This window comes from Ekhidna sp., assembly GCF_963691765.1.
Lineage (GTDB): Bacteria > Bacteroidota > Bacteroidia > Cytophagales > Cyclobacteriaceae > Ekhidna.
Genome location: NZ_OY829375.1, coordinates 2638238 through 2664576 on the forward strand (window position 1 = coordinate 2638238; position 26339 = coordinate 2664576).

Consider the following 26339-nt stretch of genomic DNA (forward strand, 5'->3'; position numbering starts at 1 on the left):
ATTAAATATCAAAAAAAATCTAATAGCGGAATTTCCGCTTATAGAGAAAAAATGTATATTTGGTAAAAATTATACTCTATGTCTTTGATTTATATAGACCCAGAACGACTGGTAAACTATACCGATGTATACACCGACGAAGTGTTGAATGCTTTGGAATCGCTTGCTCATCTCGATAAAAAGCAAAAGCAATTGATGAAGCTGAGGAATGATCGCAGAAGGGCTCGAATAGCTAACCAAGCGTCAATCGAATTTTTAGATCCAGAGTCATTCATTGGCGATACGAATCTTTCCGTTGCCGATGCAAGGGCTGGAAAATTTGAAGGAGCATTGATACCTGAAGATTTGAAGCAGCAGTGGATTCAGGGAACTGGGCCAGCTGCCAAGCCAACAGGAACACTGGAGTCTAGCATCAGAAATGTTGCCTATGCCCTGCTGTCAGGTGCAGATGGTTGGATGTTTGATGGAGAAGATGCACTTGGTCAAGTGAGAGCAATGTCGCTTGAGAATCAAAGGAATTTGAAATTGGCAATAAGTCAAGACGCTACCTTCTTAAAGGTAGCAGCACAGGTAGCTGGCGAAATGAATGTTTGGGCTGAAGGATTTTTGAATAAGCCGATAATCGAAAATTGGAAGGAACAGCTTGATCGAACAACGATAATTTTCCGAGCACGCGGGCTCCATCTAGACGATAGGCATATCTCTTTGGATACTGGCGCATCTTTCTCTGCTTCCATTACTGATACAGTCCTTTATGTGGTGAATAATCATCGTCAATTGCTGGATGCAGGCAGGTCGATTGTTTTATACCTTCCTAAAATCCAAACAGCAGATGAGGCTTCTTTTTGGAACGAAATCCTTACTTCACTTGAGAACTATCTAGGATTAGAAAAAGGTACAATCAAAGTATATGTGCTAGTTGAGCAGCTAGAAGCCACTTTCCAACTCATGGAAATTAGAGCTGCATTAAGTCCACATTTTGTTGGATTCAATACAGGAAGATGGGATTATATCAATAGTGTCTCAGATGCGCTAGCAGGTACAGCAGACTTTATAAATCCAAATATTGAGTCTATCACCATGAGCTACAGCTACATGGCAGCTTATGAAGACCGAGTGAGACGTGCAGTAAATACTCCGGATGTCAATGGAAACTTTGCATTATGGCAAGGCGGAATGGAACCCAACATACCGGTTGGTGGAGCAGAAGGAGTAAAACAAAGTATGGATAGGGCCCTCCAAGGTGCGAAAAGAGAACAAAGTGCGGGAGCTTCTGGTAAGTGGGTTGCTCATTGGAAGATGGTTCATATCATTCGACCTGTGTGGGAAGAAGCAGGCGAAGAGAATCAACTAGGAAGAAAATTTGATCCTTTATCATATACCCAAGAAGATGCGGAACAATTGACTCAATTGAGTGATGCGCCAAGAACCATTCGAGGTGCTAGAAACTTACTAAGTGTTGCTCTCCAGTATGGAAACGCCTTTTTGCAAGGCTTTCAGGCAGCAGCCCTAAAACCTGCAGACTTTTTTGATGATGAGAATGTGCTCTACCTGATGGAGGATATGGCTACAGGAGAGATACGCTTGAGTGTTTTATGGGAGTGGTTGCACAAAGCAGGTACATTGACTGAAAGTGACTTGTCTACAGGATTGAAAGAAGGAGCCGTATTCACGCAAGAATTATTTAATCAATTGCTTGAAGAAGAATACGCAAAGCTTTTGCACGCTAACAATAAGGACGTTCACGAAAATTCAAAAAACACAACACTACCGATCTCCAAATTCATTGTTGACAGATATGTAAACGACCCTCAAAAAGCCCCTTGGTTTATTGATCTGCTCAACCTAAACCTCAATAACCCAGATTTATCTATCGCTAAAGAACGAATAGAGGAATACTATAATGAATTAAATCAAACCGGTCAGCGAATCACAGGGAACAAGGACCTGCTGATGACCATATAAATAAATTATTATGAATAACGAACAATCAATAATGAAGACCTCCATGGAGGAGGCTCAAGAATTCATGAATTCACCTCGATTTGAGGGCATCAAACGACTGTATGATGCGAGACAAGTTGCCGAACAACAAGGCACCATTTTTCATGATTATTCCATTGCGAAGGCTGCGGCACATAGCTTCTTCAAAAGACTAAAGAATATGTACAAAGAGGGGAATTCGATTACCACCTTTGGTCCTTATTCACCTGGTCAGGCAGTGATGATGAAACGTTCGGGAATTGAAGGGATATACCTGGGAGGCTGGGCTACTTCTGCGAAAGGGTCTACAGACGAAGATCCAGGTGCGGATTTGGCAAGTTACCCATTGAGTCAGGTTCCTAATGAAGCCGCATCGATTGTTAGAGCGCTTTTAGCAGCAGACAAAAACCAGACATATAGTCGCTTCAATATGAGCGAGGAGGAGCTGCAGAATACACCAGTTCATGATTTCTCACCATACATCATTGCTGATGCAGATACTGGGCATGGAGGAGATGCACAAATTAGAAATTTGATTCGTCGGTTTGTGGAAGCTGGAGTTCCTGGTTACCACATTGAGGATCAAAAGCCTGGAACTAAGAAATGCGGCCATCAAGGAGGAAAAGTCTTGGTAGGGTGCGACGAGCAAATTAAAAGACTCAATGCAGCCCGCTTCCAATTGGATGTGATGCGCGTAGAAGGAATCATTGTGGCTCGTACGGATGCAGAAGCTGCCACTTTAATGGAAACGGTAAGCGATGAAAGAGATCAGCCATTCGTGCTTGGTGTGACCAATCTCCTAATACCAACATACAAAGAAGTGATATTGACTATGCACTCGCTATTGAATAGTAAAGGGGTAGCATCTCATGGACACCTACTTTATCACGAGCAGTTAATTACTGAAAGAGCTGAGAAATGGATGCTGGAGCATGGGATTGTTGGATTGATTGAGGAAAGACTAGGAGAGCTTAGATCTAGCGAAGCTGTAGTTTTTGAAAAGGCATTTGATCAGGTTTTGGCAGAAGTCGTTGCTAAGTGGGAAGAAGATGCGGGAGTAATGACGCAAGGAGAAGCTGCCATCGAATCTGTCGAATTAGCGCTCCAAGAAGGAACTATAAGTGGATTAGATCGAAATTGGAAATCCAATATCGAAGGAAAATCATTCAGAGAAGTCAACCTTTACTTAAATGAGGTTGGGGTTGAGATGGATTGGGACTGTGATGTCATGCGTTCTCCTGAAGGTTATTATCAAATTCGAGGAGGTATTCCTTTCGCGATCGCTAAGTCTTTAGCTGTAGCACCATTTGCAGATGTTTTATGGATGGAAACGAAGACTGCTGATTTAGAAGATGCTAAAGTTTTTGCCGAGGCCATTCACAAAGTCTATCCGGATAAAATGTTGGCATATAACCTGTCGCCATCGTTCAATTGGGATTCAACGGGCATGACTGAGGAAGAAATGACAAATTTTCCTCAAGAGTTGGCAAAGCTTGGTTTTGTTTTCAATTTCATTACTTATGGAGGGCATCAAATAGATGGTCTGGCAGCAGAGGAATTTTCCAATTCGTTGAATTCCGAAGGTATGCTTGCTTTGGCCAAAGTGCAGCGCAAACTCAGATTGCTCGATTCGCCATACAAAACCCCTCAATCGCATGTTGGAGGTTCGAGATTAGATGGCGCTTTGGCTGCATCTTCTGGTAGAACTGCAACGACAAAAGCAATGGGCAAAGGTTCTACTCAGTTTCAACATCAATTGAATATCGAGTTACCTACTAGCTTACTTAAGGATTGGGTTTCAGAATGGGCCGAAGTAAATGGTATTGAAGGAGGATTTAATGTTAAAATGAGACCGCAAGGTGCTGGCTCGTCGGTTTTAGAGCTTTGTGTGTTAAAGGATGGAGAGAAAGTAGCGAATGTCGTATTTAGCGCCCTCCGTGACAGATATAAATCAACGATTCTCTCGGTAAGAGATCAGAATACGTTTTTTGCTGAATTCAGACGTAAACGCCTGATGACATTATTGCACTTGTTTTTACTCAATAGATTCAAATCCAATGCAGTCCACTACCTTACTCCATCAAGAGATAATGTAGGTCAGTGTGAAGGCATGAAGCGATACGGGATTTATAAAAACGTGAAGGAGGAGATCGGACATCTCATTGTCGCAGATGTGAATGTTGATCAGGTCTCCAAGTACAAAGACAATAACGGTGAAAAAGTGAAAGAGCTACTAGCAACTGCTTCCGAAGTGATGGCAGCAGTGTAAAAACTTTATGAGGAGTGATAGATAGAGTAGGATAGAAGTAGATGCTTCATCCTACTCTTTTTTTATTAAAACAATGCTGTAAGCTTCATTGCAGCACCTTTATCTCCTTCAATTTTCAATTTACCAGACATAAAGGCCATCATCACGTTTAGATCGCCTGTTAGAATTTTATTGAAATCATCAGCATTCATTTTGATTGCGAATGGAGCTTCTCTTTCTTCATTAACTACCACTGTTGGAGAAACAGTGTCGTCAAGGTGGACCACGCCATCTTCAAATTTAAAGTTTGCTTTTCCTGCAAACTGACCGCTATGCTTATCGGCTAGTTTTTGAATTTTTCCTGTTATTTCTTCTAATGTCATTTTTATATTGTTTTCGGTTGAAATGTAACTTCAAATAGTTTTGGCCACCATTTCCCTGTGATGTAAATGCTGCCCGTTGCTTCATCGATTGCAATCCCATTCAGAACGTCAGCAGCTTGTGCTTCAGAATCTGTCAATAAGCCTGAGCAATCTATTTTTTGTAAAACTTCTCCAGTTTCCGGATCAATAACTACGATATAGTCTTCTTGATAAACGTTAGCGTAGATCAGTCCATCGATGATTTCAAGCTCATTTAAGGCGTCAACCTTACCTGTATTGTCATAGACTTGAAGCTCACGTATTACCGTAAAACTTGATGGTTCCATGAAATACAATTTCTCGCTTTCATCTGTGAGTACTAACTCATCTGCTAAAGTGGTAAGCCCCCAACCTTGTACTTGATAGCTGAAAGTGCGCACTTGCTCCAGTTGATCATTGTATACAAATCCTTCGCCTGAAGTCCATGTTAGCTGATAGAACTCGTTGTTGTAAACCGTCAGTCCTTCTCCAAAAAGGTCAGAATTTAGGTTGACTACCTTTTCTGTAGCTCCGGTCGTGAGATTTTTCATTTTGAATGTTGATTTGCCGCGCTGCCCAGAACTTTCATACAATTTTCCACCCTTTATCAGTAAGCCCTGAGTATAATCCTCCGTATCGTGCGGATAGGTATTTACAATTTCATATCCGTATTCTTCTGGAGCATTTTCAGGCAATACAATGATTGTTCGATAGTGCGTTTCCGAGCTTTCTCCATCAAAAACTTTAGCAAGAATGCGCCATGAACCTACTTTTCTGGTAGGTATGCTTACTTCAAATGTAGACTCATAGTAAGTGGTCGTTTCTTCACCTATTGTTACTTGGATAGAATCAATGGCAAATTCTTCAGAGGATTGTATTTCCATAGGGATGGCCATACCTCTGGTGAAATTTTGATTTTGAGACGGTGCGGCTACACTCGTGTGTTTTCGTATTCGTGGTGATGTTGGTTTTTCTGTTTCGTCCTTGCTGTCAGCACAAGAAGCTAATAGTATAAGTAGAGCCAGAAACCCATAGCTAAGTCGTATCATGGCATAAATTTAGCAAGATACCTTATATGAGATGTATTAAATATCTATGAATCTGAGGTACTCGAACGCATCAATGTCGGTACAGTCAGCCCTTGATACAGCACAGAGCAAACTACCACGATGTATGTCATCGTTACGATCACATCCTTACCATTGAAATCTGTCAGGGAAAGTGACAGGGCTATAGGCAGTCCACCACGCAACGCACCCCATGTAAGCACCGATATGGTATTAGGCTCAAAATGATTCTTCACAGACATCATTTTTATTGGTACGAACACGCTCATCCATCTACCAAAGAGTACAATACATACAGCGAAGAAGCCTGCGGAAATAAAGTCTAGTCGTAGATCCAATACCAACATTTCTAGTCCTATGAGCACGAATAGCATCGCACTGAAAGTTTCTTCAAGGAGTTTCCAGAATTTAAATACATAATCTCCTGCTGCTCCTGCCACATGTGTGCTTTTTCCTTCATTACCAACTACAAGGCCCATTACCACGGCAGCTTGCTTCGCAGAAACGTGGATGAAGTCAGCCAGCTGCGAACCAACCAGCACTAATGCAAGAGTGATCAAAACTTCTACTTCTACGGCATCATTGTCCACATATTTAAGCAGTCGGTATCCGATATATCCAAGCAGGAGTCCAATGAAAATGCCCCCACCAATGTCAGCGATTACAATGTATATTGTTTCGAAAAATGACAATGTGTGATCTTCGCCAGCATGGGCAATATCAAGTAGTGTCAATGCTAAAACCACTGCGACACCATCATTGAATAGGGATTCTCCGGCAATCTTTATTTCTAGTTCTTTTGAGAGATTAAATCGACTGATGGTCTTCGTAACTGCGATAGGATCAGTTGGTGAAATGAGCGCACCAAACACTAGGCAATAAAGGTACTCAAGGTGAATTCCCATGAAGTCTAGCATGAAGTAGACTCCTGTACCAATAATGAAAGTAGATATTAAAACGCCTACTATAGCCAATACAAGAACGGAGCTTCGTTGACTACTTAATTTCCTAAAATCGATGTTTAAGGCCCCGGAGAAGAGCATAAAACTCAGTACTATTTGATATAGCACCTCTTCAAATTCATATTCTTTCACATGTTCTGCTAAATGCAGCTCTGGGAAGAAGGCTCCAACACAGTAAACGATCACTGAGAGGACAAGTGCCATAATCATCAATCCGATCGATGAAGGCAGTTTCAGGTAAAACGTATTGATGAAAATAAACGCTCCTGAAAGGAAGATAAACAAGGCGATGATGTCGAGAATACTCACTTCCGTGTAATTTAAAGGATGATTTTACGCAATATTAATTTCTAAAACTAACAGTACGAATTTTATACAAGCGTTTGAGAGTATTTTTTAGTAATTGAATCGATTGCATGAATACATCACGCGATTGTTCAATACTTTATAATTTGGTACTTCTTTTAGTACCGAACCTGACGAACAGGCTATGTGGTGGGTTATACCTTTACTAAAAGGCTGATTTACAGGTACGAAGATAACTTTTTTTATATTTTTTAGCAAAAAATTGATATCAGTGAAAAAGTCTATAAATGAGAAGCTCAAAAAGCTCAATGCGGAAACGGAGAAGATCTATGCTTCGCTGGATGGAATTTCAGACGAAAAATTAAAAGATCCGAGCTATGGTTGGAGCTTGATTCAGGTGCTTTCGCATCTAAACGACGCTGAAACAGCTTCCTTGAAATACATGCAAAAAAAGGTGCAGGCAGGCGATAAAATGGCTAATTCCGGCCCGATGAATGCTTTTCGAATGTGGATTTGCAATGGAACTTTGAAAAGCTCCCTTAAATGGAAAGCGCCTTCATATATAGCTAAGCCACCTAGTTATGAGTATGACGAGATTAAAACGAAATGGGGGAAAACGCGAGATTCGATTCAGCAGTTTGTAGACGATTATCCAGACCAGTGGCTGAATAAATTGGTCTATAAACATCCGATAGGAGGCAGACAAAATCTGGAACGTGCAGTGGAATCATTCGTATATCATCAAATACACCATATTCATCAAATCAAACGTATCAAAAAACAACTTGGAGTTTAATGCTAGAAATTAAATCATTAGTGCATTCCTATGACGGAGAAAAGTCGATAGACTATCCGGATTGGACTGTTGAAAAAGGAAATCACGCGATTATACTAGGTAATTCTGGAAGCGGCAAGACGACACTACTACACCTGATAGGAGGGCTTATGCCTCCAAAAAAAGGTAATATCCTGATTGCAGGGGAAAACCTTAGTGAAAAGCGAAAATCGAATCTAGATCGATTCCGTGGAGAAAATATTGGCATCGTATTCCAAAAGCCGCATTTAGTTCGATCGCTTAGTGTCAAAGAAAACCTTTCATTGTCTCAGTATTTGGGACAAAAAAAGACAGATAGTACACGTGTTACCGAAGTACTTACACATTTGGCAATTGACGATCTAGCTGATAGAAAAGTACATCAGATAAGTCAGGGGCAGGCGCAGCGAGTATCCATTGCCAGGGCGGTGATCAATTCGCCAAAGCTCTTGCTGGCTGATGAACCGACGGCAAGCCTTGATGATGAAAACTGTAAAAAGGTTATCGATCTTCTTAAATCTGAGGCCGAAGATTCTGGGGCCACCTTAATTGTGGCAACGCATGATCATCGTGTGAAAAGTGAATTTCAAAACCAGCTAGTCTTATGAATTTATTTTCACTCAGTATAAAAAATGTATTTGCCAAGCCGCTGAGCTCGTTGTTGAGTATTCTCCTGTTTGGTTTTGGGGTAGCAATTATCGTATCGATTCTGCTCACTAGTTCATTTCTAAAAAATGAAATAAGTAAGAATGCCCAGGGTATTGATTTGGTTGTTGGAGCTAAAGGAAGCCCATTGCAGATCATACTAGCAAGTATTTTTCATATAGATTTTCCTACGGGAAATATTTCATTGGAGGATGCAGAAAATCTTACAAAAAATCGGTTTATCCAATCAGCTATTCCGATTTCGTTAGGAGATAGCCATAAAGGATATCGCATTGTTGGCACCTCATCAGCATATCCTGATTTGTATAAAGCTATGCTAGCAGAGGGAGACTGGTTTAGTAGTGAAATGACAGCTACCATTGGTGCAACGGTAGCTAAGAATCTTGGGATTTCGCTAGGCGATGAGCTGGAAAGTGCACATGGCCTTTCTGAAGGTGGAGAGGCGCACGATGAACATCCATTTATTGTGACTGGTATTATGAAACCAACAGGTTCTGTAGTAGATCAATTGATTTTGGTATCCATTCAAAGTGTATGGGAAGTACATGGTGGGCATGAAGAACATGATCACGAAGAAGACAGCGATATGCATGACATGGTTGAATTGAAGAAACTAGGCATTTCAGTTACTAAGGAGCAGCTTGCCGATGAAGACATTACGTCGATGTTAGTGAAATACCGTTCTCCGATGGCAGCAGTGCAGTTGCCTAGAATTGTGAATGGGACCAGCAATTTACAAGCAGCATCTCCACCGTACGAAACTGCAAGACTATTCAACATTATAGGAGTAGGTGTCGATGTAGTCAACGTTTTAGGACTAATCATCATTACTCTCAGTGCAACGAGTGTTTTTATTGCGTTGATCAATTCACTGAAAGAGCGCAAATATGAGCTGGCGATCATGCGATCTATGGGCGCCAGTCAATTTAAAATCTTCCTATTGATCTTAACAGAAGGTATCGTATTAACGATCATTGGTAGCCTTTGTGGATTCGGATTGGCGCATCTGGGTTTTGGAGTTTTGGTTAATTCCATGGAGCAAATTCAAACAAGCGGATTGTTTTTTGTAGAAGACGAATACTACGTGATGCTCGGAAGCTTGGCAGTAGGTATTTTTGCATCGATCATTCCGGCATTTCTTGCATATAAGTCTGACATATCGGAAACGCTTTCAAAAGCATAGTTATGAAGAATCTTTTAGCAATTGTACTAGTAGCAGCATCAGTGGGAGCAACCGCTCAATTTGCTGATTCTAACAAGAATTGGGAGACCATGGCTGATGTGAAGTATGAAAAGTCTCAAGATGAATACGGTGAAATCTATGTTCCGAGGTTTGGCGATGATGTTCAGAAAATGAATGGCAAGACGGTCTCATTGAAGGGATTCATTATTCCGTTTGAAGGCATGTTCGAACCAAAGCACATTATCATTTCTTCTTTGCCAATTGCTGCTTGTTTTTTCTGCGGAGGCAGTGGTCCTGAGACTGTTGCGGAGGCTTATTTGAAAGAAGAGGTGAAGTATACAGCGAAGCCTGTTACCGTCACTGGAAGATTAGAGCTAAACAATACCGATTACGATCAGCTGATGTATATTCTCAAAGATGCTGAAGTCAAAATTGATTAATAGATAATTCCATGAAATACCTAACCCTACTATTTATTGCCTTGGTTGTAGCTTGCAGCCCTTCAAAAGAAAATGAGCTAAAAACACTCAAAGATGAGGTGATGGCAATCCACGATGAAGTGATGCCAAAGATTGGCGACTTAAGAAAAGTGAGAATGGAACTTGAGTCGCTTTCGGATTCGTTGATGGCCACTGATAGCACACGTGCAATGGAACTTAGTTCCCTAGCTGCTGATATCTCTGATGCCAGTGAAGGAATGATGATGTGGATGCGAAACTATGAGCCTGAGTTTGAAGGAACTGAAGCAGAAATAAAAGCCTATTTGGAAGGGCAAAAAGTATCCATCCAGAAGGTTAAAGAAGACATGCTCGAATCGATGGAAAGCGGAGAGCAGGCGCTGGGGCAATAAGCATTGTGTCTGTTTGGACAACGCCTAATTAAAATCTAAGCGTAGCATTTGCTACGCTTTTTTTGTTCGTTGGGACATGAACTTGCAAGGAAGTTACTTCCCACAGCTACCGCAAGTCTTCCCTCCGTACTAGCGCGGAAGTTACTTCCGTGTAAATATGTATTTATAAGTACAGCATACCATAAGTAGACTTCAATTCTGAAGTTTCTAGCCTAAACAGCTGTATTCTTGATTTATGAGTGAGAAATATAAAATCAGGGATCAACAGAAAATATATTTTGTAACATTCAGCGTGGTTCAATGGATTGATGTATTTACTCGCTCTCAGTATAAGGACTTATTAATTACTAGCCTTGAATATTGCATTAATAAAAAAGGGTTAGAGGTTTATTCGTGGTGCATTATGAGCAATCATGTGCATTTAATTGTTGGCCGTTGTGGTCAATTTAAGATTGAAGAAATTATAAGGGATTTTAAAAAATATACATCAGTTTCGTTGGTGAAAGCTATCAAGGAAAACCCTTCGGAGAGTAGAAAAGAGTGGTTATTGTGGATTTTTAGAAAACTTGCAGAAAGGAGTGCAAAACATCTTAAGTACTGTTTCTGGCAAAACGAATATCATCCAATCGAATTGAGTGATTCAGTGATGATGCGGCAAAAACTTGACTATATCCATGACAATCCTGTGGAGGCTGGATTTGTGGGAGAACCAGAGCATTGGAGATATAGTAGCGCTGTTGATTATGCTGGTGATAAAGGACTCCTATGTATAAAATTCATTGAATAATTGTAAAGCACGGAAGTAACTTCCGCGCAAGTGCAGATGCAAGAGATTATACAGGAATAAAAGGTCTTTTGGATATTAAATTTCTTGATTAAAAGCCCCGACTAGGCGTAGGATTCCCTACGCCTGGGACTAGTATAGAATTTACTAGGATTCCCTATGCTTCAGTTCTAGTACATAACCATCCACCACTAGGCGTAGGATTCCCTACGCCTCAAATCTAGAACGGAACTATCTCCCACGCAGAACTTACTTGTGTGATCGAAAACTCCCCTTTCCTTTCACCTTCACACATCCATCGCAATCGGTTGCGTTGAAAAATGTTGTTTTAAGCCGTTTAAAGCCATATAGGCGATAAATTTGAAGTCTATGAAAAACAGCATTCTCACCCTTACCCTCTGTGTTTTATCCCTTAGCTCTTTCGCTCAAGTGTCCATTACTTTTGAAGTTAACCTGAGCCATCAAATCAAAGAAGGCAACTTTGATCGCAATACGGAAACAGTGGATATTGCGGGCACCTTTAATGGATGGGGATCCACACTCAATCAGCTGCAAGACCCTGATGCAGACAGCATCTACACTGCAACGATATCCGGGTTCACTGCCGGATCATCCATTGAGTTTAAGTTTCGATTCAATGCGGCATGGGATGGTAGAGAGGAATTTCCTGGTGGTGGAAGCAACCGCTCACATACCGTAGGAGCCTCCAATGAGACAATATCTTTTTGGTACAACGATGAAGAACCACCAACTGGACCTGCCATTGCTGGGGTATCGGCCTCATCAACTTTCACCTTTGTAGGTGGCAATATCCTATTCTCTGAAGATGCTGATGGGCTGGTTGAAAATTACGAATGGACCTTCGAGGGAGGCACACCATCTACTTCTACAAGTTCTTCTGTTTCCGTAAGCTACGACACTCCTGGAACCTACGATGTGACCTTGCGTGTATCGAATTCATTCTCAGAAGATGAAATGGTGCTGACTGATTTTATTGAAGTAGGAGAAAAAAGTACCAATGACCTGGAATGGTGGAATGAGGCCACCTTTTACGAAATTTTTGTGCGTAGCTTTTACGATAGCGATGGAGACGGAATTGGAGACTTTCAAGGCATTGTAGAGAAGCTGGATTACCTCAACGACGGAGATCCCAATACCACTTCTGATTTAGGGATCACCGGCATTTGGCTGATGCCTATCCATGACTCCCCGAGCTATCATGGATACGACGTGACTGACTACCGATCCATCAATCCGGACTATGGGACAATGGAAGATTTTAAATTTTTCGTAGAGGAAGCCCACAAACGTGGGATAAAAGTCATCATTGACCTGGTTTTGAACCACAGCTCTACACAAATAGACTGGTTTCAGGATGCGGCTTCTTCCACTTCGTCTGACAAACGGAATTGGTACCGTTGGACCATCAGCCAACCGAACTACTCAGGTCCCTGGGGGCAGACGGTTTGGCACGGGTCTAACAATGGATATTACTATGGACTGTTTTGGGGAGGGATGCCCGACCTCAACTATGAAGAGCCGGAAGTGGTAGCGGAGATGAATGACATCACACGTTTTTGGTTGGAAGATGTCGGAATAGATGGCTACCGACTAGATGCAGTAAAGTACATCAAAGAAGATGGGAGCGATCTGGAGGATCTTGCTTCCACCCATGCATTTTGGCGTGATTGGGTGGCTGTGACGAAAGAGTCAAATCCGGATGCACTGTCTGTTGGTGAGGCATGGACGAGCACCGAAAAGATTGTTCCTTATGTGGTAAACGAAGGACTTGATTTCTGCTTTGACTTTGATCTGGGCAGCGCCATTATCAATGGAGTGAAATCGCAAAGTGCGACTGGCATGGCATCACAGATCAGCAAGGTGATAAATAGCTATCCCTACTACCAATTTGGGACGTTCACCACGAACCACGACATGAATAGACTCATGGATGAGTTATCCAATGATGAAGATCGGGTGAAGTTAGCAGCCGCTATCTACCTGACATTACCGGGAGTGCCATTTGTATACTATGGAGAGGAAATAGGCATGACAGGAAGGAAACCAGATGAAAATATCCGACGACCTATGGCATGGAGCGATGAAGAAAACGCGGGCTTCTCGTCACAAAATCCATGGAACCAACCTTCGAGCAATTATGAAACCAATAACGTGGCATCTGAGCAGAAAGATGGTAGTTCGTTGTTTCAGTGGTATCGCAAGCTGATCCAGCTCAGGTCAAGTACAGCAGCCTTGCAGACAGGAGATTATGAATTGATTTCCAGTTCCTCATCTGTGCTTGCCTTTAAACGCTCTACCGATGAAGATCAGCTATATACACTCGTAAATTTATCCGGGTCTAGCCAGGAGCTGGTTTTAGATATTGGCGATTTGATCAAAGTAGGTGCAGAGCCTGCACTTGTAAACGTGATGGGCACCGAACGGATAGATGTGCTGAATAAAAATGAAGTGACGGTTTCTATTCCCTCCGAAACAGCCATGGTGTTGACCATGGGCAATCTGACTTTAGGTTCGACGGAGAAAGTGGAGCACTTGGTTTATCCCAACCCGTTTGCAGATGAGATACGCATACAATCAATTGATAAAGTCAGCTATCGCATCATTGATTTAGAAGGCAAGCTGATTCAAGAAGGAGCGATTATTGGAACGGATAGCATCAATACGCAGGCCTTGAAGAAAGGAGTTTATTTCCTAGAAATTCAAATCGCAAAACGACGGATTGTGAAGAAGATCTTCAAGAAGTGAGCTGAAATTCCTTTCTTTAAACGACTGAACTAAGCACTAGGCGTAGGATTCCCTACGCCTCTAAATATTTAGCTAGCTACCTACGCTTTTAATATTTAGTTAGCTGGTCATGTTACAGAATGTCACTTTTGCGGTTTAAGCATCATTAATGTATGTATTTGAAAAAGAAAACTAGGGTAAATAGGTATTGAGCAGCACATAAAATTGCTTAGACGGCTTTAAAATCGCTCGAGTCAGGACTAGGTTGGATAGACATATTCAAAAGACAGATTTATAGAGACATCATAACCCCACCTGTATTTGTTGGTGGTTTTTTGGTTTTGAGGGGGCATCGCTCAAGCCGCTAGGCTCGTCATTTTTGGTGCTCCAAAAACCACCGAAACGTCGGACCGTTCAAAAAGAGCTGCCAAAATCAATCCAGCCATACCCTTAACCTTACACGTGATTTTGGCATTTCGATGCTTTGCATCGATAGGATGGGCATTGAAGCTATGAGCGCAGGAAAATGATGTAAACTCAGATCATTTTACAAAACCATTGTCTGAGCACAGCGAGTTTTGGTTTTGTATTTAGAGAACAACTTCATTTTTCAGCGAGTAGATTCTGGCCCTAGATTTTTTGTTTACTTTTTTATCAATGAAAAAAGTAAAAATCACTTAGCAATCGAATCATTGATTTGGAAGGCAAGTTGATTCAGGAAGGAACAATTTTAGGTGCGGATAGCATCAATACGCAGACCTTGAAGAAGGGCGTTTATTTCCTAGAAATTCAAATCGCAAAACGACGGATTGTAAAGAAGATCTTCAAGAAGTGAGCTAAAAAACCTTTTTTTAAATGACCCCCACTAGGCGTAGGATTCCCTACGCCTTTAGATATTTAGTTAGCTACTTACGCCTTAGTATTTAGTTAGCTTATGAAGAAAAGCGTTCCGGTATATATTATGTTACCAAAATGTTATTTTGATACCTCTTTTCACAAATACCCGAAATAGGGTATATGTAATTCTGGAAATTCCATTTATACTTGCTGCATTATCATTTGATAATTCATCACCGTCTTTGCACCAAGAACGTATCGTTGGCCCCAGCCATTTAACTGGGAAGTAAATCTATTGATGAAAATAAATAGAGGTGCAACAGCTGCGCATTCGCAAAATACTGATGCCGAGTTTTTGACACAGTTGATAATTCTTATAAAAGAGTATTTAATGAGATTCTATAAACAACCTAACACGATGACCCGATTCATGAAACATGTTTTAACCTCGGTTATATTGGTAGCCATTGCTCAAACTGGCTATGGGCAAATAAGAGGAGGTGAAAACCTAATAATGCCACCGCCATCTCCGGAGGCAGCAGCATTTGCGGAGTATGGAAACCATGCGATTTCCTACTACACAGGCAAGCCTAATATATCAGTACCAATTTATGATATAAGCTATGGCAAGTTGAATCACAGTATTTCACTGGATTATTCTCCCGGCATCAAAGTGACCCAAATAGCATCTAATGTTGGACTAGGATGGAATTTGAGGGCTGGTGGTTCAGTGGTAAGAAATGTACATAATTTGCCGGATGATCATACTCAAGGGCATAGCTATGAACCATTTTATAGTAATGCGAGCTATGGTAATCAGACGGTAAATTATTATTTCAATTATTTCCGAAATAATCCGATTGATGCGGATGTTCATTTTCCCGAAAGCTCCGGAATACTTGAAGATTATTTTGATTTTAAGGAAGATATTGAAATTAAGTCGTTAGAGACCGTTCCTGATTCATACACATTCTCAGTTGATGGGTTATCAGGTACCATATATATAGATTACGATAACAATACAGCTTTTTGCCTAGAACACCCGGATATAGACGTTGAAGTAATATTCAGTAATTGGCAAAATTCAAAGCCTATTGTAGGATGGGTTATTACAGATAAGATGGGTACTACCTATAAATTTGGAGGACATAGCTCACCAAATAGTATTGAATCAACATTGAGCTATACCGAGAATATTGGTTTAGAATATGTAATTAATTATAACTCAGCATGGAACCTAACCCAAATCTCTTCCTATGATGGTAAAGACGCCATTCATTTTGAATATGGAACTAGACAATCGTACGATCAGGAGCAGTCGTATTTTAGTCAAACATCAAGAACTGACACACACAATGAATCTTATGGAAGTTGCTACCAAAGTACTTCAACCAATCAAAGCAATTCGAGTTCATACAGAATAGAAAAAGGATTTTTAGAAAGTATTGCCATTGGCAGTAGTAGTAATAAACTAATAACCTTCGAATATGATCTTTCAGAGAGAATTGATTTAAAAGGTCAGTATGCGCTAAAGAATATACAAATAAAAAATCATGAAAATGAGGTTTTGAACCGCGTAAAATTGCATCACGATTATTTTGGGGATCCGACTTCAACACATGAGCATGATTCGAGACTCAAATTAGATAAAGTCGCTCTATATGATCAGACGACTAAGCCTCAAGAATATTCATTCACCTACTTTTCTCCAGAAGATGTTCCATCAAGAACCTCAATGGCTCAAGATTGGCTGGGTTATTACAATGGCAAGACTAGCAATAAATCACTAATTCCGGAGAATCCTGAATTTGACAATCACAATACGGATGCTGGGGATAGAGATTTCTCATTTAACCACAGTAAAGTGGGGACGCTTCGTACAGTTACTTATCCAACCGGTGGTTCCTCGGAGTATTTCTATGAAACAAATACAACGACCTATTGGAAAAGTTTTACTCGATTTGAGGTAGCTGGATCTGAGGGCTTAAGTGGTGGTTCTACGCCAGAAAATATTGCAAGTAATCCATTCACTTATTGTGATGATTTGACTCCTGATATCATCCCTGATATTGAAATGAAGACATTTTCAATTGATGAGGAAGGCTATTACAGAGTGAAGTACGAGCGTATTGGTACTACCGGTGTTGATCCTATAATAGAAGCCTTTTTTTATGAAGGTGATAGAGATGACTATTGTGATTTATATGAGGAGCCTTTATTATTCAAAGTGAATACCCCTGCAATTAGTGAAAAGGAGGAAGCGATATACCTTGAAACGGGCACCTATTCCATAATGGTTGTAAATTCTGATCCAAGTGTTCAAGTAAATCTGGCTGTTGGAAAATATGTTACAACTAACAGTGAATTAATCAAAGATTTGGGTTCACTCAGGATTGGAAAAATAGTGGACAAGGATGAAAAAAATGTAGCGGTTAAGGTAAGGAAATTTCAATATGGAAATGGCTTATTTCATAGAGGACTTGCTTTTGAGAAATTGATATATTTTGAAACTCCGAATGTCTCAGGGGCTGGAGAACATCCGGTAACGTGCAGTGCACTTCAACGGTATTCACACAATTTAAATACACCTACCAGATATGAAGTTACCTATCCAACGGTAACTGAACTTTCATACGACGGAACAGAGACAACATTCAATGGCAAAACGGAATATAATTATTACAATGAGTCAGAGGGTAGACTTCAGGCTCCGTTGCCAACAATTAGGCCATTGAACGGGGTAGCTAAGAATTCCAAATACTTTAAATACAGTCAAAATTTGCAAAAATTTGATTTAGTAAAAAAAGTAGTAAATGAATTTGAGGATGTTATAATAGACACGCAATTAGATCCTCCGTCTAAAGGCTTCTGGTTTGGATATGCTGAACATGCATATTATGATAATAATGCATTTGTGGATATCGGATTGTATAAAGATTCAGCATCATCTTCTACATATTTCTACAGCGGTGCTTCGGCTAATACCGTAGAATTTATAGCAAATCATGGAGGTGGCTCTGAAGGACATCTCGTAGGAGAATACGAAAGATGTTTTTCTGATGGGTTTTATTTGGTTCGATGTTATCCTGGTCCAATAAGCTATTTTTATAGACAAGTTGGTGGAGCAAGAAGGCATTGGATGCAAAACCTTTCTTCAACCACAGTTGATTATTTTCCTGAAAGTGGAGATTCATTAACTGTTCGTACGGTTAATGAATATGGAAGCAGCGATCACTTTCAAGTGACCAAAAGTGTAACGATCAATAGCGATGGTACTAGTAATATTTTTTACTATGATTATCCACATGATGTTTCTGATCAATCATCTGCTATGAACTACTTGCTTGCTAGGCATAGAATAGCAGAACCGATATATTTGAAAGAAACGTTTGATGATGGAAGTGGTGAAATAGAACTAGCTCGCAAAGAAACTACGTATGCTGATTTCGCCACATACTACTTGCCGTCAGAAATTTCCATAAGCCAACCAGGGGGACAACCTCAGGTGACTAAGGTATTGAAGTATGACAGTAGAAATAGAATTCGAGAAATTCAAAACACTTCTGGGATTGCTTCTACTTACGTCCATGGATATGGAAGTGGACACATTATAGCAGTAGCCGAAGGAGCAACTTATGCTGAATTTGTAACAAGCCTAGGTGGTTCAACTTCACCAATTGGAGACGGAGGTCGAGCATATAGTGATGCTCAGCACAATACCATTGTAAATAACCTTTCCAATGCTTTTGTCACAACCTACGAATACAAAGATGGGGTTGGGATGACGAAAATGAGAGATCCCAATGAGCGTAAGACATTGTTCGAATTTGATGACTACAACAGGTTAAAGCTTGTCAAGGACAATGAAAATAAGTTGGTGAAGGAGTATAATTATAATCATACCAATGCACCGCAAACAATTGAAGGCAGTATTGATATCAATGGAGATCTGATTCAAGGATCGACTGTTACTTTCACTGCTAATATCACCACAGCCTTGACTGGGAATACAACGTATCGTTGGGACATCGATGGGACGATCTATGAGGGATCAGCTACCGTATCTCATGTTTTTGATACCGAGAGAACCAATGTTCCAGTAACGCTCCGAGTCTCGAATATCAGCTTTAATAGTTTGGAAAAAACCGAATTTATTGATGTCGAAGAAATACCATTTACTGGACAAGTTTCCATAGTTGGGTGTGCGGATAATGATGCCATAAATACCATTTCCGTAACTGGATTGTCGGCATATCGTCCGGAAGAAATACAGTATGAATGGAAGATAGAAAATGAGGTGGTAAGTACCGAACCTTCTTTCGATCATGTTTTTGGAAATGTTACCAATACCGACATGGTGGTTAAGCTGACAATGACCAGTCCTTACTATGGAAATACGGTTCAGCGTATTAAGACAAGATACATTGTAACAAATCCGTTACCAACGGCACTTATCATTTTTAACGCAATATCTTCTCAAGATTCGATCAATCATTTCTTGCCTGTTAGCACTGCTGTTCCAAGTCATAGTTGGTTTAGTGTGGATGAGATCACTTCCGAATACATCAAGGTGAGTTTCGATGATTATTTCGTCAATGATACAAGGGAAGGCACTATCACAGTAAACTACCTTGATCCATCGTGTCCGACCAAGATCATTGATGTCAGACAATTTGGAGATGATGGCTCTGGCGGAAGCGGAGGCGGAGGCGGTAACCCATGTGATCCAGGCTGTGTACTATCTGGGACCAAGTGTATTTGTCAATAATCTAAGCCAGCAATCAAAATACTAGAGAAATGAAAAACATTATCAATAATTATATACGAATTATACTCATTACAATTACTACAACTTTCTTGTATGATGCGGCTGCTCAAGATTGTGCATCACTTGAAACAGCTACCTACAGTGGTGAAACAACCAAAGGATCATTTGACGCCTATGGCTCGGCGTCTTCTGTTGCGTTTACAAAAGTTGCCGATGATCAATTGAAAATATCTGATTTTTCGGCAGGCTTTCTTTCAAATTTTGGAAGAGCAGTTGTTGAAGTCACGCTAAATGTAAATTGTGATGGTAGCATTGAGCCAATCACATTTAGTACTGAAGCTGGCGAGACAACCATTACAGGAGGTCTCTATACCAACACTGAACTTAGGCTCGACTGGGAGATTCCATTCAATAACCTAGTAGAAGAATCAATTTTCACCAAAAACTAACCTACCGATGTTAAAAAGAATTTTAACCTACACTACAATCGCGCTTGGCTTGTTTTTAAGTGAAAGTGCATTTTCCAATGATGTCACTGGTCCATCACCAGTAATCGTTGATGAAGTACATACGTATCAATTAGACAACGAATTTGAGTCGTTTTACCTCGCTCCAAGTTGGGAAATAACCGGAGGTACAGTACAAAGCACCTGGCAGACAGGCTACGACTATTTTGTAAGTATTGAGTGGACTTCAACCGGTACCGGGACAGTTACCTTTAAAAATGGATCGATTGTCATTGATGCATTGAATGTGACTGTAAATAGCTGTCCACCGCCAACAGCAGGTTCCATTAGTGGTGACCAAACAATATGCTACAATGGCTCTCCTGTTACCTTGAATAATGTGACGTCAGCGGGGGGTGGAGATGGGAATATTGTTTACAAATGGCAGTATCAAGACGTTGGCACTAGCGGGTGGACAGGTATAAGCAGTTCAAATTCTGCTTCTTATACTCCAACACACAACCTAACTACTGATCGCTACTATCGTAGACGTGCAAGATCCTGCGATCAAAATAGGTTTACGCAGCCAGTACTCATAACGGTCTTGGATGACCTCAATCCTGGCTCGATCACTGATCTCACACAAACCTTATGTTTTAATGAGGACGCTCCGATGATGACTACTGATGCTTTGCCTTCCGGAGGAGGGGGATCTGGCTATACGTACCAATGGCAATCAAGGCCTGTTGGAGGCAGTTGGTCAAACATAAATGGAGCTACTTCACAAGCATTTGATCCTTCCAACCTTACCGCCTCAACAGAATACAGAAGAGCGACTATGGTTGCTTGCCAAACGAAGTATTCTAATATTGTAAGTGCCAATGTATATCCGGAACTACTTCCAGGAACAATTGGAAATGCGCAGGTTGTATGTATTGCTAATGGTTCCCCAAGTGCGCTGACGAATATCAACTCTGCATCCGGTGGAGATGGTACAATTAATTACCAATGGGAAAAGAAAAATAGCCAAGGACAATGGGTAGAGATTGCTGGTGAAACCAGCGCGACCTTTACTCCTCCAGCAGACGCTGGTACCAATGAATACCAGCGAAGAGTAGAATCCTGTGGACAAATTAAATACAGCAACTCAATCAGTGTTTTGGTATATCCACCACTATCCATGTTTAACGTAAACTATACAGGTGGGAATAGAAATTTTGGTGATCTGATTCCAACAATTGATGGTGAGGCTACAACAGGTGGAGATGGAGTAATAAGCTACCAATGGGAGAGGAAGCTTAGCTCAGAAACAGAATTTTCACCAATTGCTGGAGCAACATCTGAAGATTTTGATCCTGGTTATGCTTTTGAAAGTGCAGAATATAAAAGGATAACTATATCGTGCGAAACTGAAGAAAGCAACACAGTTTCAATTACCGTCAATCAGCCTGTTATAAGCGCGCCCAATGGTACTGCTTTGCAAGTTGACTCTGAGCTTTCGGTGCCGAGTCTTAGTGGGTTTGGCTACCAATGGATCAAAGATGGAAATGCATTGACTGGTGAAACCTTAAATACATTAAAAGTCTATCATCCTGGAGCGTATCAGGTGAATATCAGTGCTCCTAATGGGCAAATATATTCTTCTGCACCGCTCACTCTTTCCGACGAAGCGCTTTTGCAGGGTACCAACTTTGTTAAAGTGCGGGTTTACAGAAAAGCGGTAGACAGCGCAGACGAACTTACTCAGATTGGAGATGCAACCGATCAGTATACCTATTACGATGGATTGGGAAGACAAGAACAATTGGTGAATGTAGTGAGCTCACCAACCTACGAAGATGTGATCAAGCCAATCGAATATGATGAATTTGGTAGAATAGCCAAAGACTATCGACCATACGTGGAAGGCAAAGGAGGAATAAGGAAAGCCAATGCGCTCAATGCGACCTACGCCAACTCTGATCATGCAGCGGATTACAACAACTCTGTGTATGCCAGTGAGGGGAATGCTTTTTCGGAGGTTAGATACGAATCAAGTCCGCTTAACCGGCCGATTAGACAAGGTGCAAGTGGAGATTCTTGGAATGTAGATGGCAATAACGCAGTAACGTTTGAGTATGCGACAAATGAAGATACTGATGGTGTCCGACTTTTTGATTTGTCTACCCTACTTTCTGGTGCAGTACAGTACTATGACTCAAGCCAGCTATACAAAAATTCCATAACGGATGAAGATGGTAACATTACCGTTGAGTTTGGCAGCAAGGAAGGAAAGACGATATTAAAAAAATCGCAGGTTAATGCTACAGATTGGATTGAAACGTATTACATCTACGACAATTACGATCAATTAGCAGTAGTGCTGTCACCACAAGCTACATCTTTACTTGATACTGACTTTTATGGTCAATCGGTAGAAGCTCGTAAGGACTTTTTAAATACCTGGGCTTTCTTGTATAACTATGACAGTCGCAGCCGAATGACCATGAAAAAAGTTCCGGGTGCAGATTCAGTATTCATGGTCTATGATGAATGGGATCGACTGGTGCTTACACAAGACGGTGTACAGCGTAAAAGCTATCAATGGCTCTTCACAAAGTATGATCAATTGAATCGTCCAATCATGACTGGCTTGATGTCTGGTGGAACTGAAAGCCAGGAAAGAGATGCTGTGAACGATGCTGCCGAACTTTATGATCGATCAGAATCTTTCGATGCAGCAGGCACACATGAATATACCAATACTGCATACCCTCCCAATAGCCAGGTCGATAAATATTTAACAGTCACCTACTACGACAATTATGATTGGGATAACAGCGGGCTGGCATTTACTAACCCGGCAGGATTAACTGTTAATAATGCAATAAAAGGTCAGGTAGCAGGTACATTGACAAGTTCTGGAGATAATACGTTTATCAAAAGCGTAAGCTATTACGATGAGAAATACCGTGTGATTCAGACACAGAGCACCAATCACCTGGGAGGAACAGATATCGTTACCAACTACTACGACTTTATTGGTCAGGTGACGAAGAGCATTAGTTCGCATAGCGATGGAACTACCACGACCGACATTACTCGAAGATTTGAGTACGATCATGCGGGTCGTTTGCTAAATACTTATCATCAGATCGATAATGAAGCAGAGGTATTGATTGCATCGAACAGCTACAACGATTTGAGTGAATTGGTTGAAAAAGATTTGCATTCAGTAGCTGGGGGCGCCTTTGCCCAGTCTTTGGACTATACCTATAACATTCGTGGATGGCTTACCAGCATCAATGAAAGTGATCTTTCCTCTTCTTCAGATAATGACCTTTTTGGGATGGAGCTGTTTTATGATAAAGCTGACCCAGCAAATGACATATCAAATTCTTCCTTTTATAATGGAAATATAAGTGGTATGAAATGGAGCACACCAGTAGATGAAGAATGGTCGGATACGGAGGAAAGAGGCTATCGATTTTATTATGACGGACTTAATAGATTGGAAGATGCTCATGGAGATTTGAACAGAAGTGGTGCTTGGAATCAAACCAATGATTATAGAGGAGAATATTCCTATGACCTGAATGGTAATATAAAGACTCTAAGACGTCGTGATATGAAAAATAACTTCATTGACAGCTTAACCTACGATTATACAAATGGAGGAAACCAGCTAAAGTTCGTTACAGATGCCGCCGATACGTTAGGCTTTCATGACAGAAATAAATCAGGAGATGATTACGAATACGATGCCAATGGCAACATGGTAAAGGATCGAAATAAGGAAATCGATTCAATCCATTACAACCACTTAAACCTTCCGGTAAAAGTAGTTTTTGAAACAGCTGGAGATAGCATAACATACCTCTACGATGCCGCGGGCATCAAGCTTCAACAGGCAGTTTATAAAGCTGGGACTGTGGTAAAAGTGACTGACTATGTTGGTGAATTCATATATGAAACCGAGTCTGGAAGCAGTAGATCCTTATCGTTGATTCAACATGAAGAAGGTCGTGTCATCCCGAACGAAAGTGAGGGATCTTACGACTATCAATATCACCTCAAGGATCATTTAGGTAATGTGAGATTGACTTTTAGTACTACGCCGGAGCAGTATGTCATATTTGAAGATTATGAAAGTACTGGTGATAGCGATTTTCAAGACTTGCATGATATCAGTCTTTCCAATAGAAATACCACAACACCGTATGCTAGCAATGATCGAGTGGATGCGTTGGGCAGTGGTGTTACTAGCTCAATGATTTTGTTGTCTATGAATAAAGGAGACACAATAGATCTTAGTGTCAATGCCAGTTATACAGATGCTCAGGCAGGAAATACGTTTTTGAGCATCGGTTATAATGCACTGTTTAATTCCTTTGATGGTGCCTTTGGTGGGGTTGAGGGAGTGCAATCCACATCAACAGAATTCAGTGATGCGCTGAGCAGTAGTCATATGACTGGCAAAGATGTTGAATCTGCTCCTCGAGGGTTTTTGAATTATATTTTCTTTGATAAGGAGATGAAGTATGTGAAAGCAGGCTTTCAGCAGGTCAGTACTGCAGGTCATACTTCGGGTCCAAACACCTATGAGGTATTGGAGATCAATGACATCATAGCTGAGCAGGAAGGCTACATTTTGGCTTACTTGAGTAATGAAAATCAAGAAGCAATTAATATTTATTTTGACGATTTTAAGGTGACCCACTCCAAGACGAATGTGGTGAGCACGCAGGATTACTATCCTTTTGGGCTGACGTTTAATGAAAGTGTGAGGGTGGCGAGTACACCGAATAACTTTAAGTACAATAGTTTTGAGTATATGCAGGACTTGAATTTGAACTTGTATGACTATCAAGCAAGACAGTATGATCCTGCTATAGGAAGGTTTATTCAAGTTGATCCAGCGGCTGATTTAATGCGAAGACACTCTCCTTACAATTATGCTTTTGATAATCCTGTTAGGTTTATTGATCCTGATGGGATGATAGCGACCGATGTAGTTGAAGACGATCAGTTTAAAGAACTTGAAACAGGTGATTGCTGTGGTGGAAATCCAGTAGCTGGTCAAGGTGAAGGAATAGCAAGAGCAGTAGAAAGTAAGATCAACCAAGTGGGAGAAGCCATCAATGGTGCAGTAGCAGCTATTGGAGAAGCTATACATAATGGGTTAAAAGCAGCAGATGAATTTGTAACGGGTGACACTCCAGATGTAAGAGGAGAGGGTGATAAATCTAGTATTGGTGGCGAGACATTAGTCAAGACTGAAGGTTCAAATGGTAGTCAGGGAATAGTAGGTAAACCATCAACTGAAAATGATATTACTATATTAACTGAAGCAAAGGGTGTTGGGCCTGCTCCTGGAGCACCTAGTGGAACTGCCGATGCAGTTAAGTCAGCAGCCAGCGAGGTGTCCAATGCTATTAATGTTGTTAGCGCGGCCACTAGTGAGAATAGCAAACAAAGTTCTGGTAATACTGTTGTTCGAAAAAGATTTGTAAATGACTCTACGGTAGAGACTAGAGTTATTCAATTTGGTAGAGGAGGATTTAAAACCTTAAGTGTGGATAGTACTGTTGATAAATCTTACCAAAGAATTATAAAGGATGAGGATAACTAAAAAATTATTAATTATTTCATTAGCGATTTCTTTTGTAATCGTTTTCGGGTGTTCCTCAGAAACGGAATCAAAGAATTCTATTAAGACCGAGAATATTGGTGATTCGGTTCTTGTAAAGTTGTTTTATGACAATGAATACCCAAAATATATAGGCAGCGTATATAAGAATCTAAAGCACGGTATACATAAGGAGTTTTCAGAAACTGATAGTGGGAAGGTCGTTGCAGCAATGAAGTTTTCTAATGATATCTTAAATTCTATAGTTTATTACACTGAAGAAGGACAAGAAGTATATAATTCTAAAACCACTAATAGTAGGATTGTTTTTGAGCCAGATGTATTTGAAGTTTTTGCTGGAGATACTTTAAGCGTTTTTTTAAAATTCGAAGAATCTAATTATGATTTTCTTTCATTTTTTCCAGATGATTTTACTAACAGCTATGACTTTGTCTCTGGTGTTAACTCAATACAAGGTAACGGTACAGGGGTAAGGTTAAATTATATAAGTTATGAAGTTGGAAAGGATACAATACGCGGATATTTAATTGAAAATACTTATGAGCTGTTTAATGACTCCATGTCTACACATATAGGATTTCATAAGTACTTTGAATATCCTATTGAAGTTAAAGTTAAAAGCAAAATATAAGGTCATGTTACAGATTGTC

17 protein-coding genes are annotated in these 26339 nt (G+C 40.6%); 14 read left to right on the forward strand and 3 right to left on the reverse strand.

What is annotated here, in order from left to right; all coding sequences use genetic code 11:
- Nucleotides 1-78: 78 nt before the first annotated feature.
- Both ACY650_RS11980 and ACY650_RS11985 read left to right on the forward strand, forming a co-directional pair.
- On the forward strand, nucleotides 79-1965 hold the full coding sequence (locus ACY650_RS11980; protein ID WP_462247774.1) for a malate synthase: 1887 nt from the start codon (nucleotides 79-81) through the stop codon (nucleotides 1963-1965).
- A 10-nt stretch (nucleotides 1966-1975) separates the two neighbouring features.
- Nucleotides 1976-4252 carry an isocitrate lyase/phosphoenolpyruvate mutase family protein gene (locus ACY650_RS11985; protein WP_462247776.1) on the forward strand — a complete coding sequence of 759 codons (2277 nt, stop codon included), beginning with the start codon at nucleotides 1976-1978 and terminating at the stop codon, nucleotides 4250-4252.
- 65 nt (nucleotides 4253-4317) lie between these two features.
- Here the strand turns inward: ACY650_RS11985 and ACY650_RS11990 are convergent, their stop codons facing one another.
- From ACY650_RS11990 to ACY650_RS12000, 3 genes are read right to left on the reverse strand one after another with little or no spacing between them, the layout of a single operon-like run.
- A complete protein-coding gene (locus ACY650_RS11990) occupies nucleotides 4318-4614 on the reverse strand; it encodes an SCP2 sterol-binding domain-containing protein (protein ID WP_462247778.1) in 297 nt (98 codons plus the stop codon).
- Between the two features lie 2 nt (nucleotides 4615-4616).
- Nucleotides 4617-5681, reverse strand: coding sequence for a glutaminyl-peptide cyclotransferase (locus tag ACY650_RS11995; RefSeq protein WP_462247780.1), 1065 nt, complete (start codon nucleotides 5679-5681; stop codon nucleotides 4617-4619).
- 44 nt (nucleotides 5682-5725) lie between these two features.
- The gene (locus tag ACY650_RS12000; protein ID WP_462247782.1) at nucleotides 5726-6970 is read right to left on the reverse strand and encodes a cation:proton antiporter; all 1245 of its coding nucleotides are present in this window, start codon (nucleotides 6968-6970) and stop codon (nucleotides 5726-5728) included.
- Nucleotides 6971-7238: 268 nt separating this feature from the next.
- On the opposite strand from ACY650_RS12000, the gene ACY650_RS12005 reads away from it, so the two are divergent.
- The 12 genes from ACY650_RS12005 to ACY650_RS12060 all read left to right on the forward strand — a co-directional run bounded on the left by ACY650_RS12005 (nucleotide 7239) and on the right by ACY650_RS12060 (nucleotide 26320).
- Nucleotides 7239-7763, forward strand: coding sequence for a DinB family protein (locus tag ACY650_RS12005; protein WP_462247784.1), 525 nt, complete (start codon nucleotides 7239-7241; stop codon nucleotides 7761-7763).
- The gene (locus ACY650_RS12010; RefSeq protein ID WP_462247786.1) at nucleotides 7763-8389 is read left to right on the forward strand and encodes an ABC transporter ATP-binding protein; all 627 of its coding nucleotides are present in this window, start codon (nucleotides 7763-7765) and stop codon (nucleotides 8387-8389) included. Before ACY650_RS12005 ends, ACY650_RS12010 begins: the two co-directional genes overlap by 1 nt.
- Nucleotides 8386-9630, forward strand: a complete 1245-nt coding sequence (locus ACY650_RS12015) for an ABC transporter permease (RefSeq protein WP_462247788.1) — start codon at nucleotides 8386-8388, stop codon at nucleotides 9628-9630. The genes ACY650_RS12010 and ACY650_RS12015 overlap by 4 nt, the downstream gene beginning before the upstream one ends.
- A gap of 2 nt (nucleotides 9631-9632) precedes the next feature.
- Nucleotides 9633-10070, forward strand: coding sequence for a hypothetical protein (locus ACY650_RS12020; RefSeq protein ID WP_462247790.1), 438 nt, complete (start codon nucleotides 9633-9635; stop codon nucleotides 10068-10070).
- Between the two features lie 11 nt (nucleotides 10071-10081).
- On the forward strand, nucleotides 10082-10480 hold the full coding sequence (locus ACY650_RS12025; protein WP_462247792.1) for a hypothetical protein: 399 nt from the start codon (nucleotides 10082-10084) through the stop codon (nucleotides 10478-10480).
- Nucleotides 10481-10715: 235 nt separating this feature from the next.
- A complete protein-coding gene (locus ACY650_RS12030; RefSeq protein WP_462247794.1) occupies nucleotides 10716-11267 on the forward strand; it encodes an REP-associated tyrosine transposase in 552 nt (183 codons plus the stop codon).
- A gap of 366 nt (nucleotides 11268-11633) precedes the next feature.
- Nucleotides 11634-14030, forward strand: coding sequence for an alpha-amylase family glycosyl hydrolase (locus ACY650_RS12035; protein ID WP_462247796.1), 2397 nt, complete (start codon nucleotides 11634-11636; stop codon nucleotides 14028-14030).
- A 670-nt stretch (nucleotides 14031-14700) separates the two neighbouring features.
- Complete coding sequence (locus ACY650_RS12040) at nucleotides 14701-14844, forward strand: T9SS type A sorting domain-containing protein (protein WP_462254407.1); 144 nt, start codon at nucleotides 14701-14703, stop codon at nucleotides 14842-14844.
- Between the two features lie 300 nt (nucleotides 14845-15144).
- Nucleotides 15145-19614 carry a hypothetical protein gene (locus ACY650_RS12045; protein ID WP_462247797.1) on the forward strand — a complete coding sequence of 1490 codons (4470 nt, stop codon included), beginning with the start codon at nucleotides 15145-15147 and terminating at the stop codon, nucleotides 19612-19614.
- Nucleotides 19615-19643: 29 nt separating this feature from the next.
- Nucleotides 19644-20063 (forward strand): hypothetical protein, encoded by a 420-nt coding sequence (locus ACY650_RS12050; protein WP_462247798.1) that lies wholly within the window; start codon nucleotides 19644-19646, stop codon nucleotides 20061-20063.
- 7 nt (nucleotides 20064-20070) lie between these two features.
- The gene (locus tag ACY650_RS12055; RefSeq protein ID WP_462247799.1) at nucleotides 20071-25671 is read left to right on the forward strand and encodes a DUF6443 domain-containing protein; all 5601 of its coding nucleotides are present in this window, start codon (nucleotides 20071-20073) and stop codon (nucleotides 25669-25671) included.
- Nucleotides 25658-26320 carry a hypothetical protein gene (locus ACY650_RS12060; RefSeq protein WP_462247801.1) on the forward strand — a complete coding sequence of 221 codons (663 nt, stop codon included), beginning with the start codon at nucleotides 25658-25660 and terminating at the stop codon, nucleotides 26318-26320. The genes ACY650_RS12055 and ACY650_RS12060 overlap by 14 nt, the downstream gene beginning before the upstream one ends.
- Nucleotides 26321-26339: the final 19 nt, after the last annotated feature.